This window comes from Pontivivens nitratireducens (assembly GCF_014235845.1).
GTDB classification, from domain to species: Bacteria; Pseudomonadota; Alphaproteobacteria; order Rhodobacterales; family Rhodobacteraceae; genus Pontivivens; species Pontivivens nitratireducens.
Map to the genome: position 1 here is coordinate 182,932 of NZ_JACJUQ010000004.1, position 23,020 is coordinate 205,951.

Annotated in this window: 21 protein-coding genes and 1 tRNA gene; 15 read left to right on the plus strand and 7 right to left on the minus strand. The window is 63.8% G+C overall.

Features of this window, described 5'->3' with window-relative positions; translation table 11 throughout:
• Positions 1–17: 17 nt before the first annotated feature.
• The 5 genes from H1S03_RS06750 (at position 18) to H1S03_RS06770 (ending at position 4,829) form a co-directional block, all read left to right on the plus strand.
• Positions 18–1,199, plus strand: a complete 1,182-nt coding sequence (locus H1S03_RS06750) for an acyl-CoA dehydrogenase family protein (RefSeq protein ID WP_185803740.1) — start codon at positions 18–20, stop codon at positions 1,197–1,199.
• A 9-nt stretch (positions 1,200–1,208) separates the two neighbouring features.
• Positions 1,209–2,237 (plus strand): acyl-CoA dehydrogenase family protein, encoded by a 1,029-nt coding sequence (locus H1S03_RS06755; RefSeq protein WP_185803741.1) that lies wholly within the window; start codon positions 1,209–1,211, stop codon positions 2,235–2,237.
• A 69-nt stretch (positions 2,238–2,306) separates the two neighbouring features.
• Positions 2,307–3,758, plus strand: coding sequence for a sensor histidine kinase (locus H1S03_RS06760; RefSeq protein WP_185803742.1), 1,452 nt, complete (start codon positions 2,307–2,309; stop codon positions 3,756–3,758).
• Positions 3,759–3,768: 10 nt separating this feature from the next.
• Positions 3,769–3,845, plus strand: a tRNA-Arg gene (locus tag H1S03_RS06765).
• 288 nt (positions 3,846–4,133) lie between these two features.
• Positions 4,134–4,829 (plus strand): YoaK family protein, encoded by a 696-nt coding sequence (locus H1S03_RS06770; RefSeq protein WP_185803743.1) that lies wholly within the window; start codon positions 4,134–4,136, stop codon positions 4,827–4,829.
• A gap of 97 nt (positions 4,830–4,926) precedes the next feature.
• On the opposite strand, the gene H1S03_RS06775 is transcribed toward H1S03_RS06770, so the two are convergent.
• Positions 4,927–5,424: a luciferase domain-containing protein gene (locus H1S03_RS06775; RefSeq protein ID WP_185803744.1), complete on the minus strand. Its 498-nt coding sequence runs from the start codon at positions 5,422–5,424 to the stop codon at positions 4,927–4,929.
• A gap of 4 nt (positions 5,425–5,428) precedes the next feature.
• Positions 5,429–6,241: a DODA-type extradiol aromatic ring-opening family dioxygenase gene (locus H1S03_RS06780; protein ID WP_185803745.1), complete on the minus strand. Its 813-nt coding sequence runs from the start codon at positions 6,239–6,241 to the stop codon at positions 5,429–5,431.
• A 117-nt stretch (positions 6,242–6,358) separates the two neighbouring features.
• Here H1S03_RS06780 and H1S03_RS06785 point away from each other — a divergent pair, with 117 nt between their 5' ends.
• The 8 genes from H1S03_RS06785 to H1S03_RS06820 all read left to right on the plus strand — a co-directional run bounded on the left by H1S03_RS06785 (position 6,359) and on the right by H1S03_RS06820 (position 16,539).
• The gene (locus tag H1S03_RS06785) at positions 6,359–6,709 is read left to right on the plus strand and encodes a winged helix-turn-helix transcriptional regulator (RefSeq protein WP_249777831.1); all 351 of its coding nucleotides are present in this window, start codon (positions 6,359–6,361) and stop codon (positions 6,707–6,709) included.
• A 130-nt stretch (positions 6,710–6,839) separates the two neighbouring features.
• Positions 6,840–7,481: a TetR/AcrR family transcriptional regulator gene (locus H1S03_RS06790; RefSeq protein WP_249777832.1), complete on the plus strand. Its 642-nt coding sequence runs from the start codon at positions 6,840–6,842 to the stop codon at positions 7,479–7,481.
• Positions 7,468–8,616: an efflux RND transporter periplasmic adaptor subunit gene (locus H1S03_RS06795; RefSeq protein WP_166189536.1), complete on the plus strand. Its 1,149-nt coding sequence runs from the start codon at positions 7,468–7,470 to the stop codon at positions 8,614–8,616. Before H1S03_RS06790 ends, H1S03_RS06795 begins: the two co-directional genes overlap by 14 nt.
• A gap of 30 nt (positions 8,617–8,646) precedes the next feature.
• Positions 8,647–11,697 carry an efflux RND transporter permease subunit gene (locus H1S03_RS06800; RefSeq protein WP_185803746.1) on the plus strand — a complete coding sequence of 1,017 codons (3,051 nt, stop codon included), beginning with the start codon at positions 8,647–8,649 and terminating at the stop codon, positions 11,695–11,697.
• Positions 11,698–11,907: 210 nt separating this feature from the next.
• The gene (locus H1S03_RS06805; protein WP_185803747.1) at positions 11,908–12,567 is read left to right on the plus strand and encodes an ABC transporter ATP-binding protein; all 660 of its coding nucleotides are present in this window, start codon (positions 11,908–11,910) and stop codon (positions 12,565–12,567) included.
• Positions 12,564–14,978: an FtsX-like permease family protein gene (locus H1S03_RS06810; protein WP_185803748.1), complete on the plus strand. Its 2,415-nt coding sequence runs from the start codon at positions 12,564–12,566 to the stop codon at positions 14,976–14,978. Before H1S03_RS06805 ends, H1S03_RS06810 begins: the two co-directional genes overlap by 4 nt.
• Before the next feature lie 3 nt (positions 14,979–14,981).
• A complete protein-coding gene (locus H1S03_RS06815; RefSeq protein ID WP_185803749.1) occupies positions 14,982–16,019 on the plus strand; it encodes a lipocalin-like domain-containing protein in 1,038 nt (345 codons plus the stop codon).
• Positions 16,012–16,539 (plus strand): pyridoxamine 5'-phosphate oxidase family protein, encoded by a 528-nt coding sequence (locus tag H1S03_RS06820; protein WP_185803750.1) that lies wholly within the window; start codon positions 16,012–16,014, stop codon positions 16,537–16,539. Before H1S03_RS06815 ends, H1S03_RS06820 begins: the two co-directional genes overlap by 8 nt.
• Positions 16,540–16,542: 3 nt before the next feature.
• Here H1S03_RS06820 and H1S03_RS06825 read toward each other — a convergent pair whose 3' ends face one another.
• Positions 16,543–16,863, minus strand: a complete 321-nt coding sequence (locus tag H1S03_RS06825; RefSeq protein ID WP_185803751.1) for a hypothetical protein — start codon at positions 16,861–16,863, stop codon at positions 16,543–16,545.
• On the minus strand, positions 16,856–17,602 hold the full coding sequence (locus tag H1S03_RS06830) for a thiamine diphosphokinase (RefSeq protein ID WP_249777833.1): 747 nt from the start codon (positions 17,600–17,602) through the stop codon (positions 16,856–16,858). Before H1S03_RS06830 ends, H1S03_RS06825 begins: the two co-directional genes overlap by 8 nt.
• Here H1S03_RS06830 and H1S03_RS06835 point away from each other — a divergent pair.
• Entirely contained in the window at positions 17,590–18,255 is a 666-nt protein-coding gene (locus H1S03_RS06835; RefSeq protein WP_185803752.1) for a hypothetical protein, read from the plus strand. The genes H1S03_RS06830 and H1S03_RS06835 overlap by 13 nt on opposite strands.
• Before the next feature lie 3 nt (positions 18,256–18,258).
• On the opposite strand, the gene H1S03_RS06840 is transcribed toward H1S03_RS06835, so the two are convergent.
• The 3 genes from H1S03_RS06840 to recJ form a co-directional block, all read right to left on the minus strand.
• On the minus strand, positions 18,259–18,705 hold the full coding sequence (locus tag H1S03_RS06840; RefSeq protein ID WP_185803753.1) for a CreA family protein: 447 nt from the start codon (positions 18,703–18,705) through the stop codon (positions 18,259–18,261).
• Between the two features lie 84 nt (positions 18,706–18,789).
• Positions 18,790–19,563 (minus strand): NAD kinase, encoded by a 774-nt coding sequence (locus H1S03_RS06845; protein ID WP_166189516.1) that lies wholly within the window; start codon positions 19,561–19,563, stop codon positions 18,790–18,792.
• Positions 19,564–19,754: 191 nt separating this feature from the next.
• Positions 19,755–21,515, minus strand: a complete 1,761-nt coding sequence (gene recJ, locus H1S03_RS06850; RefSeq protein ID WP_185803754.1) for a single-stranded-DNA-specific exonuclease RecJ — start codon at positions 21,513–21,515, stop codon at positions 19,755–19,757.
• A gap of 192 nt (positions 21,516–21,707) precedes the next feature.
• On the opposite strand from recJ, the gene H1S03_RS06855 reads away from it, so the two are divergent.
• Positions 21,708–22,994 carry a homoserine dehydrogenase gene (locus H1S03_RS06855; protein WP_185803755.1) on the plus strand — a complete coding sequence of 429 codons (1,287 nt, stop codon included), beginning with the start codon at positions 21,708–21,710 and terminating at the stop codon, positions 22,992–22,994.
• Positions 22,995–23,020 lie beyond the last annotated feature (26 nt).

The following is a 23,020-nucleotide window of genomic DNA, read 5'->3' on the forward strand; positions in this document are numbered from 1 at the left end:
GAACCCGGAGAAATCGCATGAATCTGGATTTTACGCCTGAACAGGATGCCTTCCGTGCCGAAGTGCGCGCCTGGCTCGACGAAAACCTGTCCTCACGCCTCGCCGACAAGGTGCGGACCTCGAAACATCTCAGCAAGCAGGACATGGAGGACTGGCACGCCAAGCTGCACGCACGCGGCTGGCTGGCCAACCACTGGCCCGAGGAATACGGCGGCCCCGGCTGGGGCCCGGTGGAGAAGTTCATCTTCGAGGATGAGTGCGCCATGGCCAACGCGCCGCGCATCGTGCCGTTCGGCGTCAGCATGCTGGGCCCGGTGCTGCTGAAATACGGCTCGGACGCGCAGAAGGCGCATTACCTGCCCCGGATCCTCGACGGCACCGATTGGTGGTGTCAGGGCTATTCCGAACCGGGCGCGGGATCCGATCTGGCCAGCCTCAAGACGACGGCGATCAAGGAAGGCGATCACTACATCGTCAACGGCCAGAAGACATGGACGACGCTGGGCCAGCACGCCGACTGGATCTTCTGCCTCGTGCGGACCTCGAAGGAGGGCAAGCCGCAGGAGGGGATTTCCTTCCTGCTGATCGACATGAAGACACCCGGCATCGAGGTGCGTCCGATCCACCTGCTCGACGGCGATCATGAGGTGAATGAGGTCTGGTTCAGCGACGTGAAGGTGCCTGTCGAAAACCTCGTCGGGCCCGAGAATCAGGGCTGGACCCTTGCCAAGTATCTGCTGACCTATGAGCGGACGGGCATTGCGGGTGTCGGCTTCTCCACCTCCGCGCTGGCGGAACTGAAGGCCGTCATCGGCAAGACGGAAAAGGCCACCGACCCGCTGTTCGCCGCTCGTGTCGCCCGCGTGGAAATCGCGCTGGAGAACATGAAAACGACGAACATGCGCGTTCTCGCCTCCGCCGCAGGGGGGGCCGCGCCGGGGGCCGAAAGCTCCCTCCTCAAGATCAAGGGCACCGAGATTCGGCAGGAGATCAACGCCCTGTTCATGCGCGCGATGGGACCGCAGGCGCAGCCCTTCATCTCCGAGGCGCTGGAGGAGGGCTATAACGGCCCCGAAATCGGGCCGGAGGGCGCCGCGTGGGCGGCCAAGGACTATTTCAACAACCGCAAGCTGTCGATTTTCGGCGGCTCCAACGAAATTCAAAAGAACATCGTCTCCAAGGCGATGCTCGGATTCTGAGGGCCCGACATGGATTTCAACCCGACGGACGACCGCCGTATGCTCGGCGACACGCTCGACCGGTTCTTGACCGGGCGCTACGACCACACCACACGGATGAAAATCGCGGGCAGTGATGCCGGCTGGTCGCGTGAAATGTGGGCGGAGATGGCCGAACTGGGCCTGATCGGCGCCCTGTTCACCCAGGATCAGGGCGGGTTCGGCGGCGAAGGTGCCGACATTGCGCTGATCTTCGAACGGCTGGGCCGCGCATTGGTCGTGGAACCCTTCCACGGCGCGCTGGCCGCGGCGGCGCTGACACAGGATCAGCGGGACGAGGTCATCGCTGGCAGCTTGATCCCGATCTTTGCCCATTCCGAGGCAGGCACAGCCTTCGACCCGGATCGCCTGAGCGCGAAGGTGGAAAACGGCGTTCTGACCGGCAGCAAGGTCGCGGTGGCGAATGCCGAGGCTGCCGATATCTTCGTCGTCTCCGCGATGGAGGGTGACACCCCTGCCCTGTTCGCTGTGCAGGCCACCGATGCGCACCTGACGCCCTATCCCCTGATGGACGGCGGGCGGGGCGCGGATGTCCGATTCGACGGCGCATCGGCGACCCGGCTGGACATGGCCCCTGCCGATCTGCTCGACACCACCCTGCTGGCCCTGTCGGCAGAGGCGCTGGGTCTGATGGAGCGGTGCAAGGACACCACGGTCGAGTACCTCAAGACACGCAAGCAGTTCGGCGTGCCGCTGTCGAAGTTCCAGGCACTGCAACATCGCGCCGTAGATATGGTGACGGAGATCGAGCAGACCCGCTCTGCCGTCATCAATGTCGGCCACCATCTGGGCACGGACAAGGCGGCAAAATACGCCGCCGCCGCCAAATACACCGCCGCCACAACCGGGCGTCTGGTGGCGGAGGAGACGATACAGCTGCATGGCGGCATAGCGATGACATGGGAATACGATGTCGCCCACGCGGCCAAGCGGCTGGTGATGACGGCGCCGATCATGGGGGACGAGGATGTCCACCTGATGCGTTTCGCCGCACTCTGACCGCTGACTGTACGGAACTGGTCTGCGCGGTGTACAGTACCGCGCAGAAACCGGACCGGGACGCTCGCAATGTTCAACTCACTGGCAGGACGGGTCCTCGCGCTGACGGTGATTTTCGTCATGGTTGCGGAAATCCTGATCTTCGTGCCGACCGTCGCCCGCTTTCGCACGGACTATTTGCAGGAACGGCTGGAGCGGGCGCAAATCGCCTCGCTCTCCATCCTTGCGACACCCAACGACACGATCGCCCCGGAACTGGAGCAGGAGCTTCTGGCCAATGCGGGTGTGACCAATATCGTTCTGCGCCGCGACTTCATGCGCGAACTGGTCCTGACCTCACCCATGACCGATATGGTGGCGGAGACCTATGACCTGCGGCAGGCGGGACCTGTCGAACTGATAAGCGATGCGCTGTATGTGATGGCCTTGGGGGGGGATCGCCTGATCCGGGTGATCGGATTGCCCGTGCAGGGCGGTGGCACCGCGATCGAGATCACCCTGCCCGAAACACCGCTGCGTGAAGCACTGATCAGCTATGGCTTGCGTATTCTGGGATTGTCGCTGCTGATCTCGGTCATCACCGCATCCCTGCTGCTGACGGCGGTAGACCGCTTCATCGGCGTGCCGATCAAGCGGGTGATCGGCCATATGGCGGCGTTCCGGGATGATTATCAGAACCCCGACAGGGTGATCCGCCCCGAATCCAACCTGCGTGAATTTCGCAGCGCCGAACAGGCGATGTCCGACATGCAGGTGCGGCTGATTTCCGCGCTGCGCCAAAAGGACCGCCTCGCCACGCTGGGGGAAGCCGTCGCCAAGATCAGCCACGATCTGCGCAACATGCTGACCACGGCCACGCTGATAGCGGACCGGCTGGAAAATTCCGCCGATCCCGCCGTCCGTCGCACGGCGCCCAAACTGATCAACTCGCTCAATCGTGCGGTCAGTCTGTGCGAAAGCACCCTGAGCTTTGGCAAGGCCGAGGAAGCCGCGCCCGAACGGCGCATCGTCGATTTGCACGCCCTGGTCGACGATGTGTTCGACGCGGAATTGCTGGTCCGCGACGGAGGCGGGGGAAGCCGCGTAAGCTTTGCCAACGAGGTCGCGCCGCACACGAGGATCGAGGCCGATCCCGAACAGTTCTACCGCGTTCTGCTCAACCTGGTGCGCAACGCACGGCAGGCGATGGAAAACCAGCCCGAAGGCGGCAGGGTCGTCATTGCCTGCGACGCACGGTCCGGCGAACATTGCATCACGGTCAGCGATACCGGACCGGGATTGCCGACCAAGGCGATTGAGCATCTGTTCAAGCCGTTTCAGGGCGGACAGCGTCGGGGGGGCAGCGGACTTGGCCTCGCAATTTCGGCGCAACTGGTGCTGGGCCATGGCGGACGGCTGGAATTGGCGGAAACAACGACGGCGGGAACCACCTTCGTTATCACGCTTCCGACCCGAGATTTGCGCCTGGTCGCCCAGACCCCGATTTCGCCCTTGCAAACCCGAATGGGCGGCGATAGGTAGCCTCCACGACGCGCCGATAGCTCAGCTGGATAGAGCACCAGACTACGAATCTGGGGGTCGGGGGTTCGAATCCTCCTCGGCGCGCCATTTTTCATGTGAAGTATCAAGATGGCTTTGACCGTTACGTCATCAAATGACCCAACGGGGAAAATCCGGCATGGCTACAGTTCATGCAGACCGCAGCGAATGTCGGCTGTCACGAGACGGTCAAAAACCTGCAACAAGGCCTTGGGTTTCGAAGGAGGCTTCTCGTCGCCTCTAATGAGGCGGTTTACGTATGGCCCAAAAACGAGGGTTTGTTGAACGATTTTGAATGCCTGTTGCATGGATATGGGGGTAATACCATTCTGAGTGACCTGACCATTTGGAATTATAATGCTCATCAGAGTTGGCGATGCCCGCACCTCAAATATTGATCTGGTTCTGGCAGGCCTACTTTCCTCAATCGCTGGTGCGCTGAACGCTGTCGGATTTCTTATCGCCGGTTCGTTCACGGCAAACATGACGGGGAACATCTCGGCGTTTGCTGACATCATCGCGAATGGCGCGCCCCTCATCGCGTTTTCTTTCCTAGGGCTGGTCTTGGCCTTTATCTGCGGTGCAGGCATGGTTGCCCTTGCAATTCAAGCAGGTGAACGTCGCCAACTCCGCTCAGTCTACGCTTTGGCAATTGCCGCCGAGGGCATCATTCTTCTGCTCGTCGGCACCGCCCTTGCCATGTCATCGGTCACAAAACACGAGACGTTTCTAGTTATTGTCCTTAGCTTTGTCATGGGCCTTCAAAACGCTGTGACGACGATGATTTCACGGGCACGGGTCCGCACAACCCATGTGTCGGGAATGGCGACCGACATTGGTATCGAGCTGGCGTCAATGGTCGGGGGCGAAAAATCCCGTCACGAGGCCGCGCCAAAGCTCCGGCTGCATAGTTTGACCCTCGCCTGTTTTGCCTTTGGCGGCTTCTGCGGTGCACTCTTGTTTCAGATTGTCGGGATCTGGCTTTTTATGATTGCCGCAACTCTCTTACTATTCATATCGGTGCCAGAAGCCCTCAGAGCACACCGTTCCTGAGGGTCTTCCAAAAACCAACGTTTTTTGAACAGTTCGCACGAAGCACTATCCCCTGGTTGTGAGCCGCGCTCTCGGAAACAGGTGGAGGGACGCGCCCTCAGTCGTGGATATGAACGGGGGCCGGGTTGGCCAGCTTGCCACGCGCGAAGTCCCAGCTGGCGTTCAGCAGCCGCAGCATCACCTCCACCTCCTCCGCATCACGCGGGGCGAAGGCCATTACCGCTGTCGCCGGGATGTGTCCCGACCTTGCCATGGGGTGCAGTTCGCCCCAGCCCTTTGCGGTCAGTTCATCGACGACCGGCAAGGGAAGCATCATGTGCGACGAGCCGTCATAGGCCGGGTGCACATGGGCGAATTCGCGGCCGATCAGGAAGGCCTCACGCGGGCCGCACGCATGAACGTGCGAAAGGACCAAAGCCTCCGCTCCGGGCACCGAGATTCCGGAGGCCCGGCGCTCGACGAAGGGCAGCTCGAATGCGCGGCGTTTGAACAACGCGTGAACCTCTGCCGGTGCGTTCTGCGAGACCTGTTCGTGCGGTGCGCAGCCCGTGGTTTGCGGGCGCGGGCCTGTGCGGAATGGCAATTCGAAACTCATGATATCACCCGAATCTGAAGGCGCTTTCAACTGCGCCCATTACATGATCTTCCAATGTCTTGACCCCCCGATCCGCCCCTGCGGCGCCGGCCACGACATGCAGCGGGATCAGGTGTTCCTCACGCGGGTTCGCCTCACGCGCGCCGGGGGCCTGCGCCCAGTTCGCCAGCATTGCGTTGCGTTGGGCGGGATCGGGATGCGTGACCGCTTCACTCAGCCAGCGGTCGAAATCCAGACCGGCGATGGCACCCGCCGTCCCGCCATGCATCGAACGCATCATCACTGCCATATTGTGATAGGTGTTGCCCGATCCGATGATCAGGACGCCTTCGTCGCGCAGGGGGGCGAGCGCCTGACCCGCCTTCAGATGTGCCTCCGGGTCCAGATCACCACGCAGGCTGAGCTGTACGGTGGGAATACCGGCATTCGGGAAGGCCACCTTCAGCGGCACGAAGACACCGTGGTCGAATCCACGCCTGGCATCGGTGCCAGCGTCAAAGCCTGCGTCCTGTAAAAGCCTGCTTACACGGTCGGCCAACGCCGGATCGCCGGGCGCGGGCCAGGAGATTTCATAGGTGCTGGGTGGAAAACCGGCATAGTCGAACAGCAGCGGCGGTGCCGGGTTGGACTGCACGGTAAACTCCCGCTCCTCCCAGTGGCCCGAAATCACCAGCAGCGCCTTTGGCTTCACCGGCAGACTGGCGGGAAGGGCCTTCAGAAACGCGCGGTGTCTATCCCACGTATCGGGCGGATTCCATTCCATGAAAAAGCACGGACCGCCCCCATGAGGAATGAAAAGAGTTGGCATCGGGCTCATATCTGTCTGTCCTTCGCGGCTTGACGGAGATCTCCAGCGTTCGCTTGATACGGAATAGTCGATTGCAGCCTAAAATAAATCAGGTACTTAAAAGTAACCACCTCAAGGAAGCACCCCATGGCCAAGACACCGCCGCAATGCCCGATGGATTCGCTACTGCGCCTGCTGATGGGGCCATGGACCACCTATATCATCTGGGTTCTGAGCGATCAGGGCCCGCAAAGGTTCGGGGCGCTGAAACGCGCCGTGCCGGGAATATCCACCCGGATGCTGACCGAACGTCTGCGAATGCTTCAGGGTGCAGGGGTCGTCTGGCGCGTTCAGGAGGAGACGATCCCCCCGGCGGTGACCTATGGCCTGACCTCTCGCGGACGTGAATTGCGGAGCATTCTGGACGCCTTGGGCGATATCGCGGAACGATGGAGGGATGAGGGTGTGTTTGCCGGCGAGGTTTCAGGAACCACCTGAGTTGCCAATCAGCGCGGGCTTTTCTGCGTTGAAAGCCTGAAAAAGCCACACCGAGACCAGTTCGGACAGCCTTGCAGACGCCTCGAAATTACTGCGCAGAACGGCGCGATTCGGCTACTTGACCCTACAGATGGCCCGCACTACCTCTTGCCGGGATTTAAACCGACCGGACGGTACAGTTGTGAAGCGGATTATGCAGGCAAAGGTATCGGGGGACGTAAAAGCATCCGGTCAGACTGGGGTATCCGGCAACGCATCTGCCAGAATACTCGAAGCGGCCCGCGCGATCGCCACCCGTGAAGGGGTTGGAAAAATAACGATCCAGGCGGTCGCAAGGGAGGCGCGTCTCAGCAAGGGTGGAGTGCTCTACAACTTTCCCACGAAGCAGGCTCTGCTTTGCGGGCTGATGGATCAGATGCTGTCCGAGCATCGGAAGATAATGACGAGGTTGCCGGAACAGCATCCGGTACGAACTTTACGGGGTCATCTCGAAACGGTTTTGCAATCGCAGGACACTTGCGACGACCTGTCGATGGCGATACTTGCCGCCGCCGCATCCGATCCGCGACTGCTCGATCCACTGCGGGCTGATCTGACTGGCGACCTTGAACGTATACTGACTGACACGCGAGACGCCGAGGCTGCGATGATTGTCGTTCTGGCGATACAGGGGCTGCGTTTTCAAAGGCTTCTGGACCTTCCGGATGGCGGTGCGGACGTCAAAAAGCGCGTCATCGCGAGATTAAGGACTATGATTGATGAACTCGAATAAAACGAACCGCAGCTGGAAACGGATCGCTTCTGTCATTGCGATCGTGGCTGCGGCGACCCTGGCTGTGCCGTTCCTTCCCTGGTCGCTGACGGATTTGTGGGCTCAGACAACAGCAGACGCCGAGGATGCACCGGTCGAGGCAACCAGCGCACCCCAGGCCGATCGCCCGGTCACGGTCGAGGTGACCCGCGTGCTCAGCCGTATCATCAATCAATCCCGCACCGTTGCCGGCCGCGTCGAACCCGCGCGCACGGTGGACATCGCGTTTCAGGTGCCGGGGCAGATCATCTCGCTCGACGTGGAGCCGGGCGATAGAATTCCCGAAGGCGGCGTGATTGCGTCGCTCGATCAGGCTGATTTCAACCTTGCCGTCGATCGAGCCCAGGCCTCGTTTGAACTCGCGAACTCCGAGCTTCAGCGGGCGGAGAGTCTGGCCGAGCGGGGGGTCGCGGCCGATTCCCGGCTCGATACGGCGCGCGCGCAGTTCGCCCAGTCGGACGTCGCGCTGCGTGAGGCGCAGCGGCGTTTGTCCCAGACGCAAATCGTTTCGCCCTTTGATGCCATCGTGGCGCGTACCTTCGTCGAGGAATACGTCAACGTCACCTCCGCCGCGCCTGTCGCCCGCCTGCAGGATGTCAGCGAGATGCGGATCATGATTTCGTTGCCGGAGGAGCTTGCCGCCATCGCGCGTTCCGCGCCCGATGCCTTCAACATCGTGGCCCGTTTCCCCGCCGTGCCGGGATACACCGCGACGCTGGCACTTCGCTCATTCTCGACCGATGCCGATCCGACGGCGCAAACCTATGATCTGGAGTTCGCAATCACAGGCGATATCGATCCGCGCCTCTTGCCCGGCATGACAGCCGAAGTGCGCATCGTGATCGCGGCGGGCAACAATCAGATGGAATCCGTCATCGTTCCCGTTTCGGCGATCGACACGACCAGCCGAACCGATCCGTCCGTTTGGATATATGACCCAGCCACCGATCAGGTGCAGCGCAGGACGGTGCAGCTGGGGCTGCCGGTCGATGACGAGATTATTGTCATTGAGGGCCTGGAGGGCGACGAGGTCGTCGTTTCCGGCGGTTGGTGGCGGCTCAGAGACAACCAGACAGTAGCGGTTTCGGGTTTCTGATCCCGTATTCAAGCAGAACCGGATAGATTCATGGCATTCAGCATCTCACGCGCGAGCATCAAACGTCCTGTGGCGGTTTGGCTCGCCATCATCTTCTGTCTCGTTGGCGGTTATTGGGGGCTGACCACGGTGGGTCGTCTCGAAGACCCCAGCTTCACCCTCAAGACGGCGCTTGTCTTCGTGCCCTATCCCGGCGCCACAGCCGAGGAAGTTGAAGAGGAAGTTGCCGACGTCGTGGAAAACGCGCTGCAACAGATGAAGCAGCTCGACCGGGTGGAATCGAAGTCCATGCCCGGCATGGCGCAGATCACCGTCGAGATCGAGATGACCTATGGCCCGGATGAAATTCCGCAGGTCTGGGACGAGATGCGACGCCGCATCAGCGACGTCGAGGCGCAACTTCCCACAGGCGCGCAGCCGCCGATCATCAATGATGATTTCGGCGACGTTTATGGCATGTTCTATGCGGTCACGACTGAAGGGTTGAGCCCGACGGAACAGCGCGATCTGGCGACCCGCCTGCGCCTGGGCCTGATCACCGTCGATGGCGTCGCGAAGATCGAGGTTCAGGGTCTGGCCGAAGAGGTCATCAATATCTCGATACCCTCTTCGCGGCTAACGGAACTTGGCCTGCCGCCAAACCAGATCCTGGGCCTTCTGGCGGATGAAAATCAGGTCCTGAACAACGGTGCGATTACAGAAGGCCCCGCCCGGATCAGCCTGTCGGTTCCACCCGGCTATGTCAGCCCGCAAGGCATCGAGGAACTGCGCCTCGGCGTTGCGGGACAGGTCGGTCAGGTAGCGGTCTATGATATTGCCCACGTAACCCGTGATGAGGCTGATCAGCCCAGCCAGATCATTCGGCAAAACGGAAACGCGGCCTTCACCTTGGGCGTGTCGGCGCTGACGGACCGAAACGTGGTGGAGGTCGGCAATGAGGTCGCCGACCGTTTGGAAAGCCTCAAGGCTACGCTGCCCGAGGGGGTCGAGATCGTTCCGATCTACGAACAACACGTCGTTGTGGACGAGGCCGTTTCGAGCTTCCTCGTCGGTCTCGGCCAATCCGTCGGTATCGTCATTGCCGCGCTGATGCTGACCATGGGATGGCGACCGGGCCTCGTGGTGGGCGCGACCCTGGGACTCACCGTTTTCTCTACACTCTTCTTCATGTCCGTATTCGGAATCGCCATGGAACGGATCAGCCTTGGCGCCTTGATCATCGCTATGGGGATGCTCGTCGATAACGCCATCGTCATAACCGAAGGTATGGTCATCGGAATGGCGCGCGGAAAGCGGGCGGAGGACGCCGCGGCCGAGACGGAAACCGCCACGTCGATCCCGCTGCTGGGTGCGACGGTCATCGGGATCATGGCGTTTTCCGGGATCGGCCTGTCACCTGATGCGACGGGTGAGTTCCTGTTCTCGCTCTTCGCAGTCATCGGGATCTCCCTGCTGATGAGCTGGGCGCTCGCCGTTACGGTCACGCCCTATCTGGGAAAGCTGCTGCTTCGCGCGCCCAAGGAAGTCTCTGACGATCCGTACAAGGGTGCGTTCTACGGCATTTACCGCCGTTTCCTCTGGATGGCCCTGCGCGCCCGCGTGCTGGTTGTTCTGGTGATCGTGGGAATTACCGTCTGGTCGGTCATGGCCTTCGGGCAGGTCAAGCAGGCGTTCTTTCCCGCCTCCAACACGCCGATCTTCTACGTTGAGGTCCAGATGCCCCAGGGGACAGACATCAATGTCACCGATGATGAGATGGAGCGGCTGGAGCAGATTCTTCTGGCGGAGGAAGACGTCACGGGCGTGACAACTCTCGTGGGGCGCGGTGCCAGCCGCTTCATGCTGACCTACAATCCGGAGCAGGCGGATTCCAGCTACGGACAGCTTATCGTTCGGGTGGCGGATGCCGAGGCGATTCCGGCAATCGCGAACCGGCTGAACCAGGATCTGCCCGCCGAATTTCCCCACGCCCTGATCCGCGTCGAACAGATCGTGTTCGGGCCCCCTGCCGGTGCGGACGTGGCGGTGCGGTTTTCCGGTCCCGATTCCGTCATTCTGCGTCAGCTTGCCGATGATGCGATGCGGATTTTCGAGGATGCCGGCACACTCACCAATCCGCGCAGCAATTGGCGGCAGCGAGAAATTCTGGTTGAACCCGTCGTCGATGAATCGCGTATGCGCCTGGCCGGTGCAACCCGCGGCGCGATCGCGGACACCGTTCAATACGGCACGTCCGGTTTGCGCGTCGGTCAGCTGCGCGAGGATGACGAGGTGATCCCGATCCATCTTCGCCTGCCTGAGAGTGAGCGTGACGGGGTCCACCGACTTCGCGATCTGTCGGTGTGGTCCGATGGGGCTGGATCCTACGTTCCGATCACCAATCTGGTGGAGGGTTTCGAAACACGCACTGCCGAGGCACTCGTTCACCGCCGTGACCGGGAACGGACCATCACGGTCCTCGCCGGTGCACGCGGCGATCTGACTGCGGATGAAGCCTTCCGAAGTGTTCGGGCCGATATTGAGGCCATGGCCCTTCCCGAGGGGTATACGATGGAGTGGGGCGGCGAATTCGAAAGCGCCCAGATGGCGCAGGAGAGCCTAGGAAAGCAGCTTCCGCTGGGCTTCCTTGTCATGCTGACGATTTCGATCCTGATGTTCAACAAGATCCGCCAACCGCTGATCCTGTGGCTTGTCGTGCCGATGTCCGTGACGGGCATGGTTCTGGGTCTGCTGTTGACGGGATTGCCCTTCACCTTCACCGCTCTGCTCGGCTTCCTGTCGCTTTCGGGCATGCTGATGAAGAACGCCATTGTTCTGGTCGAGGAAATCGACTTGCAGCGCGAGGAAGGTAGCCCGGATTACAAGGCCGTGGTGGATGGATCGGTCAGTCGTCTGCGCCCCGTGGTGCTGGCGGCGGGTACGACGATCTTCGGGATGATCCCGTTGTTGCCGGACGCCTTCTTCGCGTCGATGGCGGTGACGATCATGGGCGGTCTCGCCTTCGCGTCGGTCCTGACGCTGGTGGCCGTGCCGGTGCTTTACGCGCTGTTCTTCCGCATTCGTCCGCCTGCGCCGAGCTGATCCGGACCCGATCACATATCCGCAGCGGAGGGGGGCCCTTCCGCTGCGGGTTTTGAATACGCGAGATCATCCGCTGCACACCTGCGTTAGAAGCATCCCACCGGTTCCTGCCTTTGCGCCGCATCATGCGACACCCCGTCAGGATCATGGCGATGGCGCTCACACGACAAATCGCTAGTCTCTCGACAGCCGCAAGCGGAGACCGCACCCATGTTGACTGTGACCGACCTGCACAAATCGTTCGAAACGGCAGGGCAGCCGCTGCCGGTCCTGCGCGGTGTCGATCTGGCCGTCACGCGGGGGGAGTGTGTGGCGTTGACCGGCGAATCCGGGTCGGGAAAGTCCACCCTGCTGCATTTGATCGCGGCCCTCGACACGTTCGACGCAGGCTCGATCCGCCTCGACGGGCAGGAGCTGGCCGGATTGAACGATCGCGCCCGCGCCGATCTGCGGCGCAATCGGGTGGGGGTGATCTTTCAGCAGTTCAACCTGATCCCCAGTCTTAGCGTCGGTGACAATCTGGCGTTTCAGGCGCGCCTCGCCGGGCGTTTCGATGCGGCGTGGCAGGCGCGATTGACGGAACGGCTGGGGCTTGGTCCCCTGACGGACCGCTGGCCGGAGCAGCTTTCGGGCGGTCAGCAACAGCGGGTCGCGGTGGGCCGCGCGATCGCCGCGCGTCCCGCGCTGGTCCTCGCGGATGAGCCGACGGGAAATCTGGACGAGGCGACCGGCGGCGCAGTGATGGACCTGCTGCTGGATCTGGTCGCTGAAACGCAGGCGACCCTGCTGATGGTGACGCATTCCGCCGCTCTGGCCGCACGACTGAACCGCCGGGTGCATCTGAGCCTGGGGCAGGTGTCGGCCCTATGAACCGGCTGATCCTGCGCACGTTGCTGTCGCATTGGCGCAGCCGCCCGTTCCAGATCGTCACTCTGCTGCTGGGTCTGACGGTGGCGACCGCGCTGTGGTCGGGCGTGCAGGCAATCAACGCGGAGGCCCGCGCCAGCTATGCCCAGGCTGCGGCGACATTGGGCACCGACCGGTTCGACAGCCTGCAACCGCGCGGTGCGGAAACCTTCGATCAGGAGGCGTATATCGCCCTGCGCCGGGCGGGCTGGGATGTCTCACCAGTGGTTGAGGGGTCATTGCGCCTGGGGGGGGAGCGTTACCGCGTTCTGGGCATCGACCCTGTGACCGCACCGGCCAGCCTGCCCGCCCGACCGGATTTGCAGGGGGCAGACCTGACGGATTTCCTCGGACCGACCGGATTGATCCTGATATCGGCGTCAACGACCCTGCCCCCCGATGTCGACCTGCCGCCCGTGCGGGTCGTCGAAGGTATCGCCCCCGGAACGCTGGTGATGGATATCGGCCTGGCGCAAACGCTGCTGACAATGCCGGGTCAGTTGAGCCGCCTGATCCTGCTGCCCGGCGTGCAAGGTGCGCCTCCCATAGCCGAGGCAAGCGGCGTGGTCTTTGACCGGATTGCCCCGCGCGGGGACGGTGGTGGCATCGCGGCGCTAACCGACAGCTTTCACCTCAACCTGACGGCGTTCGGGTTTCTGGCCTTCGCCGTGGGTCTGTTCATCGTCTATTCCTCCATCGGGCTGGCCTTTGAGCAGCGCAAACCGATGCTGCGCACGTTGCGGGCACTGGGTGTGCCGCTGCGACGTCTGATGCTGGTCATGGTCGCGGAACTGACGGCGCTGGCCCTGCTGGCCGGAATCGCGGGCGTGGCACTGGGTTATCTGATCGCGGCCAGTCTGCTACCCGACGTGGCCGCCACGCTCGAAGGTCTGTACGGGGCGCAAGTCTCAGGCAGCTTGTCGCTACGTCCGGCATGGTGGGCGACCGGATTGCTGATCGCGATGGGCGGCGCGGCGCTGGCGGCGGGGGATACGCTGTGGCGCACGGCACGCATGCCCCTTCTGTCGGCAGCAATGCCGGAGGCCTGGCACGGCGCGCAGGCCCGCGCGCAGTTCTGGCAGGGAATCGCGGCACTGGGCTGCTTTGCGCTGGCGCTGGTGCTGTGCTTCACCGCCTCCAGTCTGACGGCGGGGTTTGCCCTGATGGGAGCCTTGCTGATCGGAGCGGCACTGGCGTTGCCCGTCGTGCTGGCGACAATCCTGCGCATCGGGGCCGCCCGTGCGCGCGGGCCGCTGTCCCAATGGGGCTGGGCGGATGCACGACAACAGATGTCGCGTCTGTCGCTGGCCCTGATGGCGCTGCTGCTGGCACTGTCCGCCAATATCGGTGTCGGCACAATGGTGATGAGCTTTCGCGACACATTCACCGGCTGGCTGGACCAGCGCCTCGTCGCGGAGGTCTATGTCACGGCCAGCGACGCTGAACAGGGCCGCGCCATTCACGCATGGGCCACGGACCGGGTGGATGCGGTTCTGCCGATCTGGTCAGCAGAGGCACGGCTGGGCGCGGTTCCGATCTCCATCTACGGGGTCGCACAGCACCCGACCTATTCCGAGCATTGGCCGCTGATCGAGGCGTTGCCGGGCGCGTGGCAATCCGTCGCCAGCGGTGAGGGCGCATTGATCAACGAACAGATGGCCGCGCGGCGGGATCTGAGCCCCGGTGACGCGTTGATCCTGCCCACCCCCGATGGCACGGACTGGCCGCTGACGATCACCGCGATCTATTCGGATTACGGCAATCCCGTCGATCAGGTCATGGTGGACGTTGGCTTGCTCGCCACCCGCTATCCCGATATCGAACGCCTGCGCTTCGCCCTGCGGACGGCGGACGCCCCCCAAGTAATTGAAGAGGCGCGCGCGCGTTTCGGCCTGTCATCCGAACAGGTTGTCGATCAGGCCGCGATCAAGGCGCTGTCCCTTGCCATATTCGAGCGGACATTCACCGTCACCGGGGCCCTGAACATCCTGACACTGGCGGTGGCGGCCCTGGCCCTTCTGACGGCGATGCTGACATTGCAACTGATGCGGCTGCCCTCACTGGCGCCACTGTGGGCGATGGGACTGACGCGGGCGGCGCTGGCACGGGCGGAGTTGGTGAAGGTTTTGGCCCTGGCACTGCTGACGGCGATCCTGTCCATACCGATCGGGCTGGGTGTGGCTTGGGTTCTGACCAATGTCATCAACGTGATGGCGTTCGGGTGGCGGTTGCCGATGAACCTCTATCCCATGGACTGGCTGCGCCTGATCGGGCTGGCGTTGCTGACTGCGACGGTGGCGGCCGGGCTGCCGGTGTTGCGCCTTGCCCGAACCGCCCCCCGAACGTTGCTGGGCGTCTTTGCGAGCGAGAGGTAGATCATGAGAGTTCTGGTATTCCTGTTGCTGTTGCCGACACTGGCCTTCGCACAGGGCTTCGCAGGTCTGGGCACGGCCACGCAGGAGGGGTTCGCAACGCCTGAGCGGGGCGCCACCCTGACCTTTCCCACCGATCACGCGGCACATCCCGACTACCGGATCGAGTGGTGGTATCTGACCGCCAACATGACCGGACCGGACGGGGCGACCTATGGTGCGCAATGGACGCTGTTCCGCTCCGCTCTCGCACCCGGGGAAGGGGAAGGCTGGGCCAGTCCGCAGATCTGGATGGGTCATGCCGCCTTGACCACGGCAGACCGCCATTTCGTGGCCGAAACATTCGCCCGGGGCGGAATCGGACAGGCCGGTGTCACCGCGCAACCATTCGCCGCCTGGATCGACGACTGGCAAATAGCAGGTCCAGACCTGACCGAGGTGACGGTTCGGGCGCGTGGCGACGGGTTCGCCTATACGCTCGACCTCGCGACCTCGGCACCCTTTGTCGCACAGGGCGACGGTGGATACAGTGTCAAATCGGGGGCGGGTCAGGCCTCGTACTACTATTCGCAGCCCTTCTACGACCTGACCGGGATGATCGAGATCGGCGGCGTTCCCACACCCGTCACGGGTCAGGCATGGCTCGACCGGGAATGGTCCTCACAGCCCTTGGCCGAGACTCAGGACGGCTGGGACTGGTTCTCCATCCACTTCGAGAGTGGTGAGAAACTGATGGCCTTCCGCCTGCGCGACAACAGCGGCGCGCCGTTCCATTCCGGCACGTGGATAGACGCGGACGGCACGCCGCACCCGCTGGACGGCGACACGCTCAGCTTTACCGAACTGGAGCGGGCGCAAACCTCCGGCCCGCAGGTTCCCATCGCGTGGCGGGTGCAGATCGCGCAGCGGGGGCTGGACATCACGACGCGCCCCCTGAACCCCGACGCCTGGATGGACACGCTGTTTCCCTATTGGGAGGGTCCGATCCATGTCGAGGGCAGTCACGACGGCATCGGATATCTGGAGATGACGGGATATGAATGATCTGCTCGATCTGATGTGGGATCTGCTGGAACGCGGCGTGACGGATCGGACGCTGGCCACCAACCGCCCTACCCTCTCCACCGGCGACGGACAGATGCGCACGGTGGTGCTGCGCGCGGTGTCACGGGCGGCGCAAACGCTCGATATCCACAGTGATGCCCGCGCGGGCAAGGTGGCACAGCTTCGCGCCGATCCGACAGCCAACCTGCATGTCTGGGACGCGCACAACACCCTGCAAATCCGCCTCTGGGCGGCTGCGCAAGTGCACAGTGATGATCGGATCGCGGCCAAGGCATTTGCTGCCCTGCCCGATCATGGTCAGCGGATCTATCGCGTGACGCCGCATCCCGGCACGCCCATCGCCGATCCCCGGCACATCACGTTCGAGGAGCAACCGCATTTCGCCCTCATCCGGCTGCACCTGCAGGAGGTCGAGCTGCTGCATCGGGACCGCGACCTGCATCGCCGCGCCCTGTTCACTGCGGGCGAAAACTGGCGCGGGCGCTGGCTGGTCCCGTGATCCTCAGCGGGGACACAAACGCACGAGTTGCATGAAATCCACCAATTGCCCGGTCTGGCGGCGGGCCTCCTCCGTCTGGCCCAGCAGCCCCTCGGTCAGGCCCGTTCCCGCCAGTTGCCCGCTGGCGAGCAGGATACGGGCGAGGACCTGCCCCTCCTCGATCAGGCTCAACGTCCGCTCCGTCGTGGACAGTTCGCCGCAATCCATTTGCAGAACACGTTGGACGACCTCCTGCGCGACATCCGGGGTCGCGGGCTGCACCGCACCGCCGCCCGTGGCACATCCGCTCAGAATCGCCAGGCAAAGCACGAGGTTTCTAAACATCTGAGGCCTCCATCTCTTCGAGAAGTTCGTTCAGGCAATCGCGCGGCAGGATCAGCAGGACCGGGCCACCCTGCATCGCGATCTCCACCGGGCCGGTCGCTTCGTTCGAGGTGCCGATGCGGCCCGCCGGGGCCATGTCCAACCCATCGACAGGCCAGCGCAGGCCGGTGCTCGACACACCCTGCGCAGCGCCCATCGGGAACAGTGACACCCGCGTTCCGGGTAACAGTTTCAACCGGATGCTCTCGTTCAATCGGCAGCACAGATCGCCGTCGCCCAGCAATACGACCCGCGCGCCCGACTGCGCCACGGTGGAAAATGCGGCCAGCACGTGATCCAGGCGCCCGCCGCTGAAACCGACCGCGAAAAACAGCGGCGCATCGACATACGCCAGACATTTGTCGAAATCGGTGCTGTCCTGCTCCGCGATGCGGTGCACCGGCACGTCACCCCACCCAGCCGGCGCACGCAGCGAATCCAGATCGCCGATGATCGCATCCGGGCGCAGTCCGTGACCAGCAAGTTGATCCGCCCCGCCATCCGCCGCCACGATGCGGTGATAGCGCCCCGACAGCGCGGCCAGATCGCCCGCGTCCACAGGGGCACCCCCGACCAGCAGGACCGGGCGCGACGTGCTCAGAACCATATCAGTCACACCAGACCCCGAGCCCTTGCCCTGCCCGATATGCGCGGCAATAGTTGCGAACGTGAAATTCGGACGACCCCATGACCCAGACATCCCGCATCTCCCTCAGTTTCGGTGCATTCTCGTGCGAACTGGAAGGTATCGCAGATCCGCTGCCTTTGTTGCAGCGACTTGTCACGTTTTGCGAGGATGTCGAGCGGCGCAACCCCGACTTCGGCAGGTCCGTGATGCCGCTGGCCGAACTGCAAGCGGCCCTCGCGACGACCGGGCCGGTCACCGCTACGGTTCAGGAGGGGCGGTTGGTCGTCTCCCACACCCCCGGGGTGGAGGGCACAGAACCACCCCGGCAGGACAATGTGGAGGATATCGAGACGCAAGCCCCCGATCTGCCGGACGACATGCTGTCCTCGGCGCTGGACCGGGCAATGCAGCAGACCGAGAACAGGCAGGCCGACGCGACGCGCCCCCTGCTCAGCCTTGGCGAATATGCGCGCGCGCGGCATCCGCGCCGTGCGGCGGAGGCGCTGGAAATCGCCGCCGCTTATTCCCATCACGTGCTGGGGGTTGAGGCCTTTGACGGCGTACAGTTGCTGACCGATGTGGATCAGATCGACATCGGACAGCCCAGCACGATGGATGAGAAGATCTCCGCCTTCGGAGATCTGCTCGACCGGGGCACGTTCAAGACGACGGAGCGTGAGAACATCTTCACCCTCGCCCAGGTCGTTGCCCTACGCTACCGCTAGGGATTACCAGTCGCGGATCACCACAGCTGAAATCGAGTTCTTAGGGCTGCCTTCGATCAAGCGGTCCGAATAGGTCAGATAGATCAGAGTGTTGCGGTTTTCATCATAGAACCGCACGACCTGCACGCGCTTGAACAGGATGGATGCGCGCTGACCGAACACCTCCTCGCCCTCCTCCAGCTCATCCGGATCGAAGCTGATGGGCCCGACCTGGCGGCAGGCGATGGACGCATCCGACGTGTCCTCCGCCAGACCCAGCGACCCGGTTATGCCGCCCGTACGGGCGCGCGAAACGAAGCAGGAGACGCCTTCGACCTCCGGATCGTCGAACGCCTCGACCACGATGCGGTGGTTCGCGCCCAGCAACCGCCACGCGGTCGTGACCTCACCGATTTCCTCGGCGCGCAGGGGCAGGGCAGCCAGCAGCAAACAAATGACCAGACGATACATCGCACTCTCCTTCAGCGGGGTTGATGCTGTAGGTAGGCGCGGTGACCGCGCTGTCCAATGACGCGGCATTGGAACAGAAAATGCTCAGACGAACTGTTCGCGGATCAGGCGTTCCTCCAGCCCGTGTCCGGGATCGAACAGCAGGCGATGTGTCACTTCCGGTTCGGAGCGGATAATAACGCGCACCACGTCGCGCACCTCGGCGGAATCGGCGGTGGCGGCAATGCCGCGCTTCTCCGGCTCCAGCACGTCGAAGGTCACCTCGGAATGCGATGGCAACAGCGCCCCGCGCCAGCGTCGGGGGCGATAGGCGGACATCGCCGTCAACGCCAGAATGTCCGCCCCGATGGGCAGGATCGGACCATGCGCGGAATAGTTATACGCCGTCGATCCCGCTGGGGTGGAGACGAGCGCCCCGTCGCAGACGAGTTCCGCCATGCGTTCCCGCCCGTCGATACCGATCCGCAGCTTCGCCGCCTGCGGTCCCATGCGCAGCAGCGAGACCTCGTTGATGGCGAGCGCGCTGTGCGTCTCACCCGACCTGTCGGTCGCGATCATTCGCAACGGGTGGATTTCGGCCGTTTCGGCGGCGGTGATCCGGTCGAGCAGGTCATCCTCGCTATAGGCATTCATCAAGAACCCGACGGTCCCCCGGTTCATGCCGTAGACGGGCGCGTCCAGACCCTCGGTCGCGTGCAGGGTGGACAGCATGAACCCGTCACCGCCCAGCGCCACGATCACGTCCGCCTCATGCGCGGAGACGGAGCCATAGGCCGATTCCAGCCGGGTCATCGCATCATGTGCGATAGCAGTCTGCGAAGAGACGAAACAGATGCGGGGGGCAGGCTCGACACGCATTCGCAACGCTCCTTAAAGGCGACAGGGCGTGCAGCATGACGGCGCGCGCGCCGCCGTTCAACCCGCTACCGTGTCGGTGCACCCGGAACGGTGCTGTCAGAACCGCCAAGCTGCGGCGAGTTTTCATGCGATTGCACGATCCGGCAACGATAGAATGCACCAAGGCCACGCTTACGACCGATTTCAGGGTTTCATACCGGTGCCGCGTCATCCACGCGCAGCTTGACCTTACGTCGCCCGCCCCATTCGTCGATCTCCAGCTTTCCGGCGATATGGAACGCACGCCCGCCATGTTCGCTGAGCGCGGGGCCGATATCGCTGTCGAAAGCCCGGAATGCGATGGCGTCGATCCGTCCGCCGCCCTCGCCGGTCAGGGTCAGGCGCAAGTGATTCTCTCCCGCACGCTTGGCGAACGCGATACGTTGGGCGCTAAGCGCGAAGCGCGGGGCGGCGGCCCCGGCACCGAACGGGCCAGTGGCCTCGATGCTCTCAACCAGTTCCGGGGTCGCGCCTGCTGCGGCGATCAGCCCGTCGATGCGCAGGTCCGCCGGGCCCGCCTTGCCCGCGCCCTGCCGCGCCAGCAGCGCCGACAACCGCTCCATCGCGGAATCCAGCGCCGCCTCCGCTACGGTCAGGCCGGCGGCCATCGCGTGACCGCCGCCCTTCAGCAGATGCCCTTCATGTGTCGCCATTGCGACGGCACCGCCCAGATCGACGCCGGCGATGGATCGCGCGGACCCCTTGCCGATGCCGCCCTCCAGCCCGATCACCACGGCGGGGCGGTTGAATGCTTCCTTCAGACGGGCAGCGACGATCCCGACGACACCCGGATGCCAGCCCTCGCCCGCGGCCCAGACCATCGGGCCATCGGTGCCGCGCGCCTCGACCTGTTGGGTCGCCTGCACCAATACCTGCGCCTCGATCTCGCGCCGGTCGCGGTTGAGCGTTTCGAGACGCTGCGCCAGCGCCGCCGCCTCATCCGGGTCCTGGGTTGCCAACAGCCGCGCGCCCAGATCGGCGGCACCGATGCGCCCGCCGGCGTTGACGCGCGGTCCCAGCAGGAACCCCAGATGATAGGCGGAGGGGCGCGTGTTCAGTCCCGCCACATCGCCCAGCGCCACCAATCCGGGCCGCGCCCGCTGCGCCATGATCGTCAGCCCCTGCCGCACCAGCGCGCGATTGAACCCGATCAGGGGTGCCACGTCGGCCACCGTGGCCAGCGCCACCAGATCGAGCATCGCCATCAGGTCGGGCACAGCACCATCATTTCGCATCGCCCGGTTGGCACCGGCCAGCATCAGGAACACGACGCCCGCCGCGCACAGATAGGTGCAGGCCACGTCCTCATCCTGCCGGTTCGGGTTCACCACGGCATCGGCGGGGGGCAGAACCTCCCCCCCCTGGTGGTGGTCCAGCACGATGACATCAGCGCCCTTTGCCTTCGCCGCGGCGATTGGCTCATGGCTCAACGTGCCGCAATCCACACAAACGATCAGATCGTGCGCCCCGGCCAAATCCTGCATGGCAGGCACGTTCGGGCCGTACCCCTCGTCGATCCGATCAGGAATATAGAGCGTCGCCGCCAGCCCCATCTGTCGCAGCCAGTCGATCAGCAAAGCGGCGGAGGCCCCCCCGTCCACGTCGTAATCGGCAAAGATCGCGATCCGCGACTTGCGCCGGACGTGATCGCAGAACAGTGCCACTGCGTGGTCCATATCCTTCAGCGAGGACGGGTCGGGCATCAGGTCGCGCATCTTGGGCGCCAGAAAGCCCGGAACCTCCTGCGCTTCGATGCCGCGCCGGGCCAGCACGCGGCTGACCGGGTCGGACACGCCGCAAACCTGCACCAGTTGCGCGGCTGCGCGTGCCTCCTGCTCGGACATGCCGATCCAGCGACGCCCGGTCAGCGAGGTTTCGACATCCAGAAAGGCAGGGGCACTGTCACGCGGCATGGGCACACATCATATTGGGGGCTTGAGGATTACCTCCACCATATCCCGTCTCCCCTTTCCCGCAAAGCGGAACACAGCGTGAATACCTCCCATCCGCTGGCAAAGTCCGGCCCATCCGGCGATCAAGCCCCGTTGCACGGCACTGACCCCTCGCCTACACATGCGCGATCCATACGCATGAAGGACGATCCCATGACCCAACCGCTTCGAATCGCCATTGCCGGGCTCGGCACAGTCGGCACCGGGATCGTGCGCATGGTCCAGACCCATGGGGACAAGATGCTGGCCCGCTCGGGTCGTGAAATCCGCATCGTCGCCGTTTCGGCGCGGTCGCGGGGCAAGGATCGCGGCGTGAAGCTCGACGCCTTCGCGTGGGAGGACGATCCGGTCGCCCTCGCCCGGCGCGACGACGTGGACCTGATCGTCGAGGTCATGGGCGGTGAGGACGGCCCCGCCAAGGTGCTGACGGAAACCGCGCTGGCTGCGGGCAAGCATGTCGTGACCGCGAACAAGGCCATGATGGCCCGCCACGGTCAGGCGTTGGCCGAACTGGCCGAGGCGAACGACGCCGCCCTGCGCTACGAAGCCGCCGTCGCAGGTGGCATCCCGATCATGAAGGCCCTGACCGAAGGTCTGGCCGGCAACGGGATCGAGCGCGTGATGGGCGTGATGAACGGCACCTGCAACTACATCCTGACCCAGATGGAGGAGACCGGGGCCGATTACGAGGACGTGCTGGCCGCCGCACAACAGCTGGGCTACGCCGAGGCGGATCCCGCCTTCGACGTCGGCGGCATCGACGCGGCGCACAAGCTCGCCCTGCTCGCCGCGACCGCCTTCGGCACGCGCGTGGATTTCGACGGTGTCACGATCGAGGGGATCGAGCATATCTCGCTGACCGACATCACGCAGGCCCGCGAACTGGGCTACAAGGTCAAGCTGCTGGGCGTCGCCCGGATGAGCGACGAGGGGCTGGAGCAGCGGATGCAGCCGGTTCTGGTGCCGGCCCGCTCCTCGATCGGGCAGTTGGAGGGCGTCACGAACCTGGTGGTGGTCGAGGGTGATTTCGTCGGGCGCACGGTCTTTACCGGCCCCGGCGCGGGCGAGGGGCCGACGGCCTCCGCCATCATGGGCGACGTGATGGACATCGCGCGCGGCCTGCGCATTCCGGCCTTCGGCCAACCGGCCCATTCGTTGAGCGCGGCCAACCGCGCGGCCAATGCCGGGGCGGCCAGCCACTACCTGCGCTTCACCCTGACCGATGCTCCCGGCACGCTGGCGCGGATCGCGCAGATTCTGGCGGATGAGGGGATCTCCATCGACCGGATGCGGCAGAATGACCATGACGGCACCAATGTACCGGTGCTGATCGTGACGCATGACTGCCTGCGATCCAATCTGGATGCGGCGTTGAGCCGGATTGCGGCCAGCGATGTCAGCCTTGCCCCGCCGGTCGCATTGCGCATCGAACAGGTCTGAGGACAGCAGCGGGGGCGCCGACCAGC

What these genes read in the sequence shown, in the direction of transcription:
- H1S03_RS06805 (WP_185803747.1), top strand. Translation starts at nt 11,908, where the DNA reads ATGTTGACTGTGACCGACCTGCACAAATCGTTCGAAACGGCAGGGCAG.
- H1S03_RS06835 (WP_185803752.1), top strand. Translation starts at nt 17,590, where the DNA reads ATGACCCAGACATCCCGCATCTCCCTCAGTTTCGGTGCATTCTCGTGC.
- H1S03_RS06785 (WP_249777831.1), top strand. Translation starts at nt 6,359, where the DNA reads ATGGCCAAGACACCGCCGCAATGCCCGATGGATTCGCTACTGCGCCTG.
- H1S03_RS06790 (WP_249777832.1), top strand. Translation starts at nt 6,840, where the DNA reads ATGGCCCGCACTACCTCTTGCCGGGATTTAAACCGACCGGACGGTACA.
- recJ (WP_185803754.1), bottom strand. Translation starts at nt 21,515, where the DNA reads ATGCCGCGTGACAGTGCCCCTGCCTTTCTGGATGTCGAAACCTCGCTG.
- H1S03_RS06800 (WP_185803746.1), top strand. Translation starts at nt 8,647, where the DNA reads ATGGCATTCAGCATCTCACGCGCGAGCATCAAACGTCCTGTGGCGGTT.
- H1S03_RS06830 (WP_249777833.1), bottom strand. Translation starts at nt 17,602, where the DNA reads ATGTCTGGGTCATGGGGTCGTCCGAATTTCACGTTCGCAACTATTGCC.
- H1S03_RS06780 (WP_185803745.1), bottom strand. Translation starts at nt 6,241, where the DNA reads ATGAGCCCGATGCCAACTCTTTTCATTCCTCATGGGGGCGGTCCGTGC.
- H1S03_RS06770 (WP_185803743.1), top strand. Translation starts at nt 4,134, where the DNA reads ATGCTCATCAGAGTTGGCGATGCCCGCACCTCAAATATTGATCTGGTT.
- H1S03_RS06815 (WP_185803749.1), top strand. Translation starts at nt 14,982, where the DNA reads ATGAGAGTTCTGGTATTCCTGTTGCTGTTGCCGACACTGGCCTTCGCA.
- H1S03_RS06845 (WP_166189516.1), bottom strand. Translation starts at nt 19,563, where the DNA reads ATGCGTGTCGAGCCTGCCCCCCGCATCTGTTTCGTCTCTTCGCAGACT.
- H1S03_RS06840 (WP_185803753.1), bottom strand. Translation starts at nt 18,705, where the DNA reads ATGTATCGTCTGGTCATTTGTTTGCTGCTGGCTGCCCTGCCCCTGCGC.
- H1S03_RS06760 (WP_185803742.1), top strand. Translation starts at nt 2,307, where the DNA reads ATGTTCAACTCACTGGCAGGACGGGTCCTCGCGCTGACGGTGATTTTC.
- H1S03_RS06775 (WP_185803744.1), bottom strand. Translation starts at nt 5,424, where the DNA reads ATGAGTTTCGAATTGCCATTCCGCACAGGCCCGCGCCCGCAAACCACG.
- H1S03_RS06855 (WP_185803755.1), top strand. Translation starts at nt 21,708, where the DNA reads ATGACCCAACCGCTTCGAATCGCCATTGCCGGGCTCGGCACAGTCGGC.
- H1S03_RS06755 (WP_185803741.1), top strand. Translation starts at nt 1,209, where the DNA reads ATGGATTTCAACCCGACGGACGACCGCCGTATGCTCGGCGACACGCTC.
- H1S03_RS06820 (WP_185803750.1), top strand. Translation starts at nt 16,012, where the DNA reads ATGAATGATCTGCTCGATCTGATGTGGGATCTGCTGGAACGCGGCGTG.
- H1S03_RS06810 (WP_185803748.1), top strand. Translation starts at nt 12,564, where the DNA reads ATGAACCGGCTGATCCTGCGCACGTTGCTGTCGCATTGGCGCAGCCGC.
- H1S03_RS06750 (WP_185803740.1), top strand. Translation starts at nt 18, where the DNA reads ATGAATCTGGATTTTACGCCTGAACAGGATGCCTTCCGTGCCGAAGTG.
- H1S03_RS06795 (WP_166189536.1), top strand. Translation starts at nt 7,468, where the DNA reads ATGAACTCGAATAAAACGAACCGCAGCTGGAAACGGATCGCTTCTGTC.
- H1S03_RS06825 (WP_185803751.1), bottom strand. Translation starts at nt 16,863, where the DNA reads ATGTTTAGAAACCTCGTGCTTTGCCTGGCGATTCTGAGCGGATGTGCC.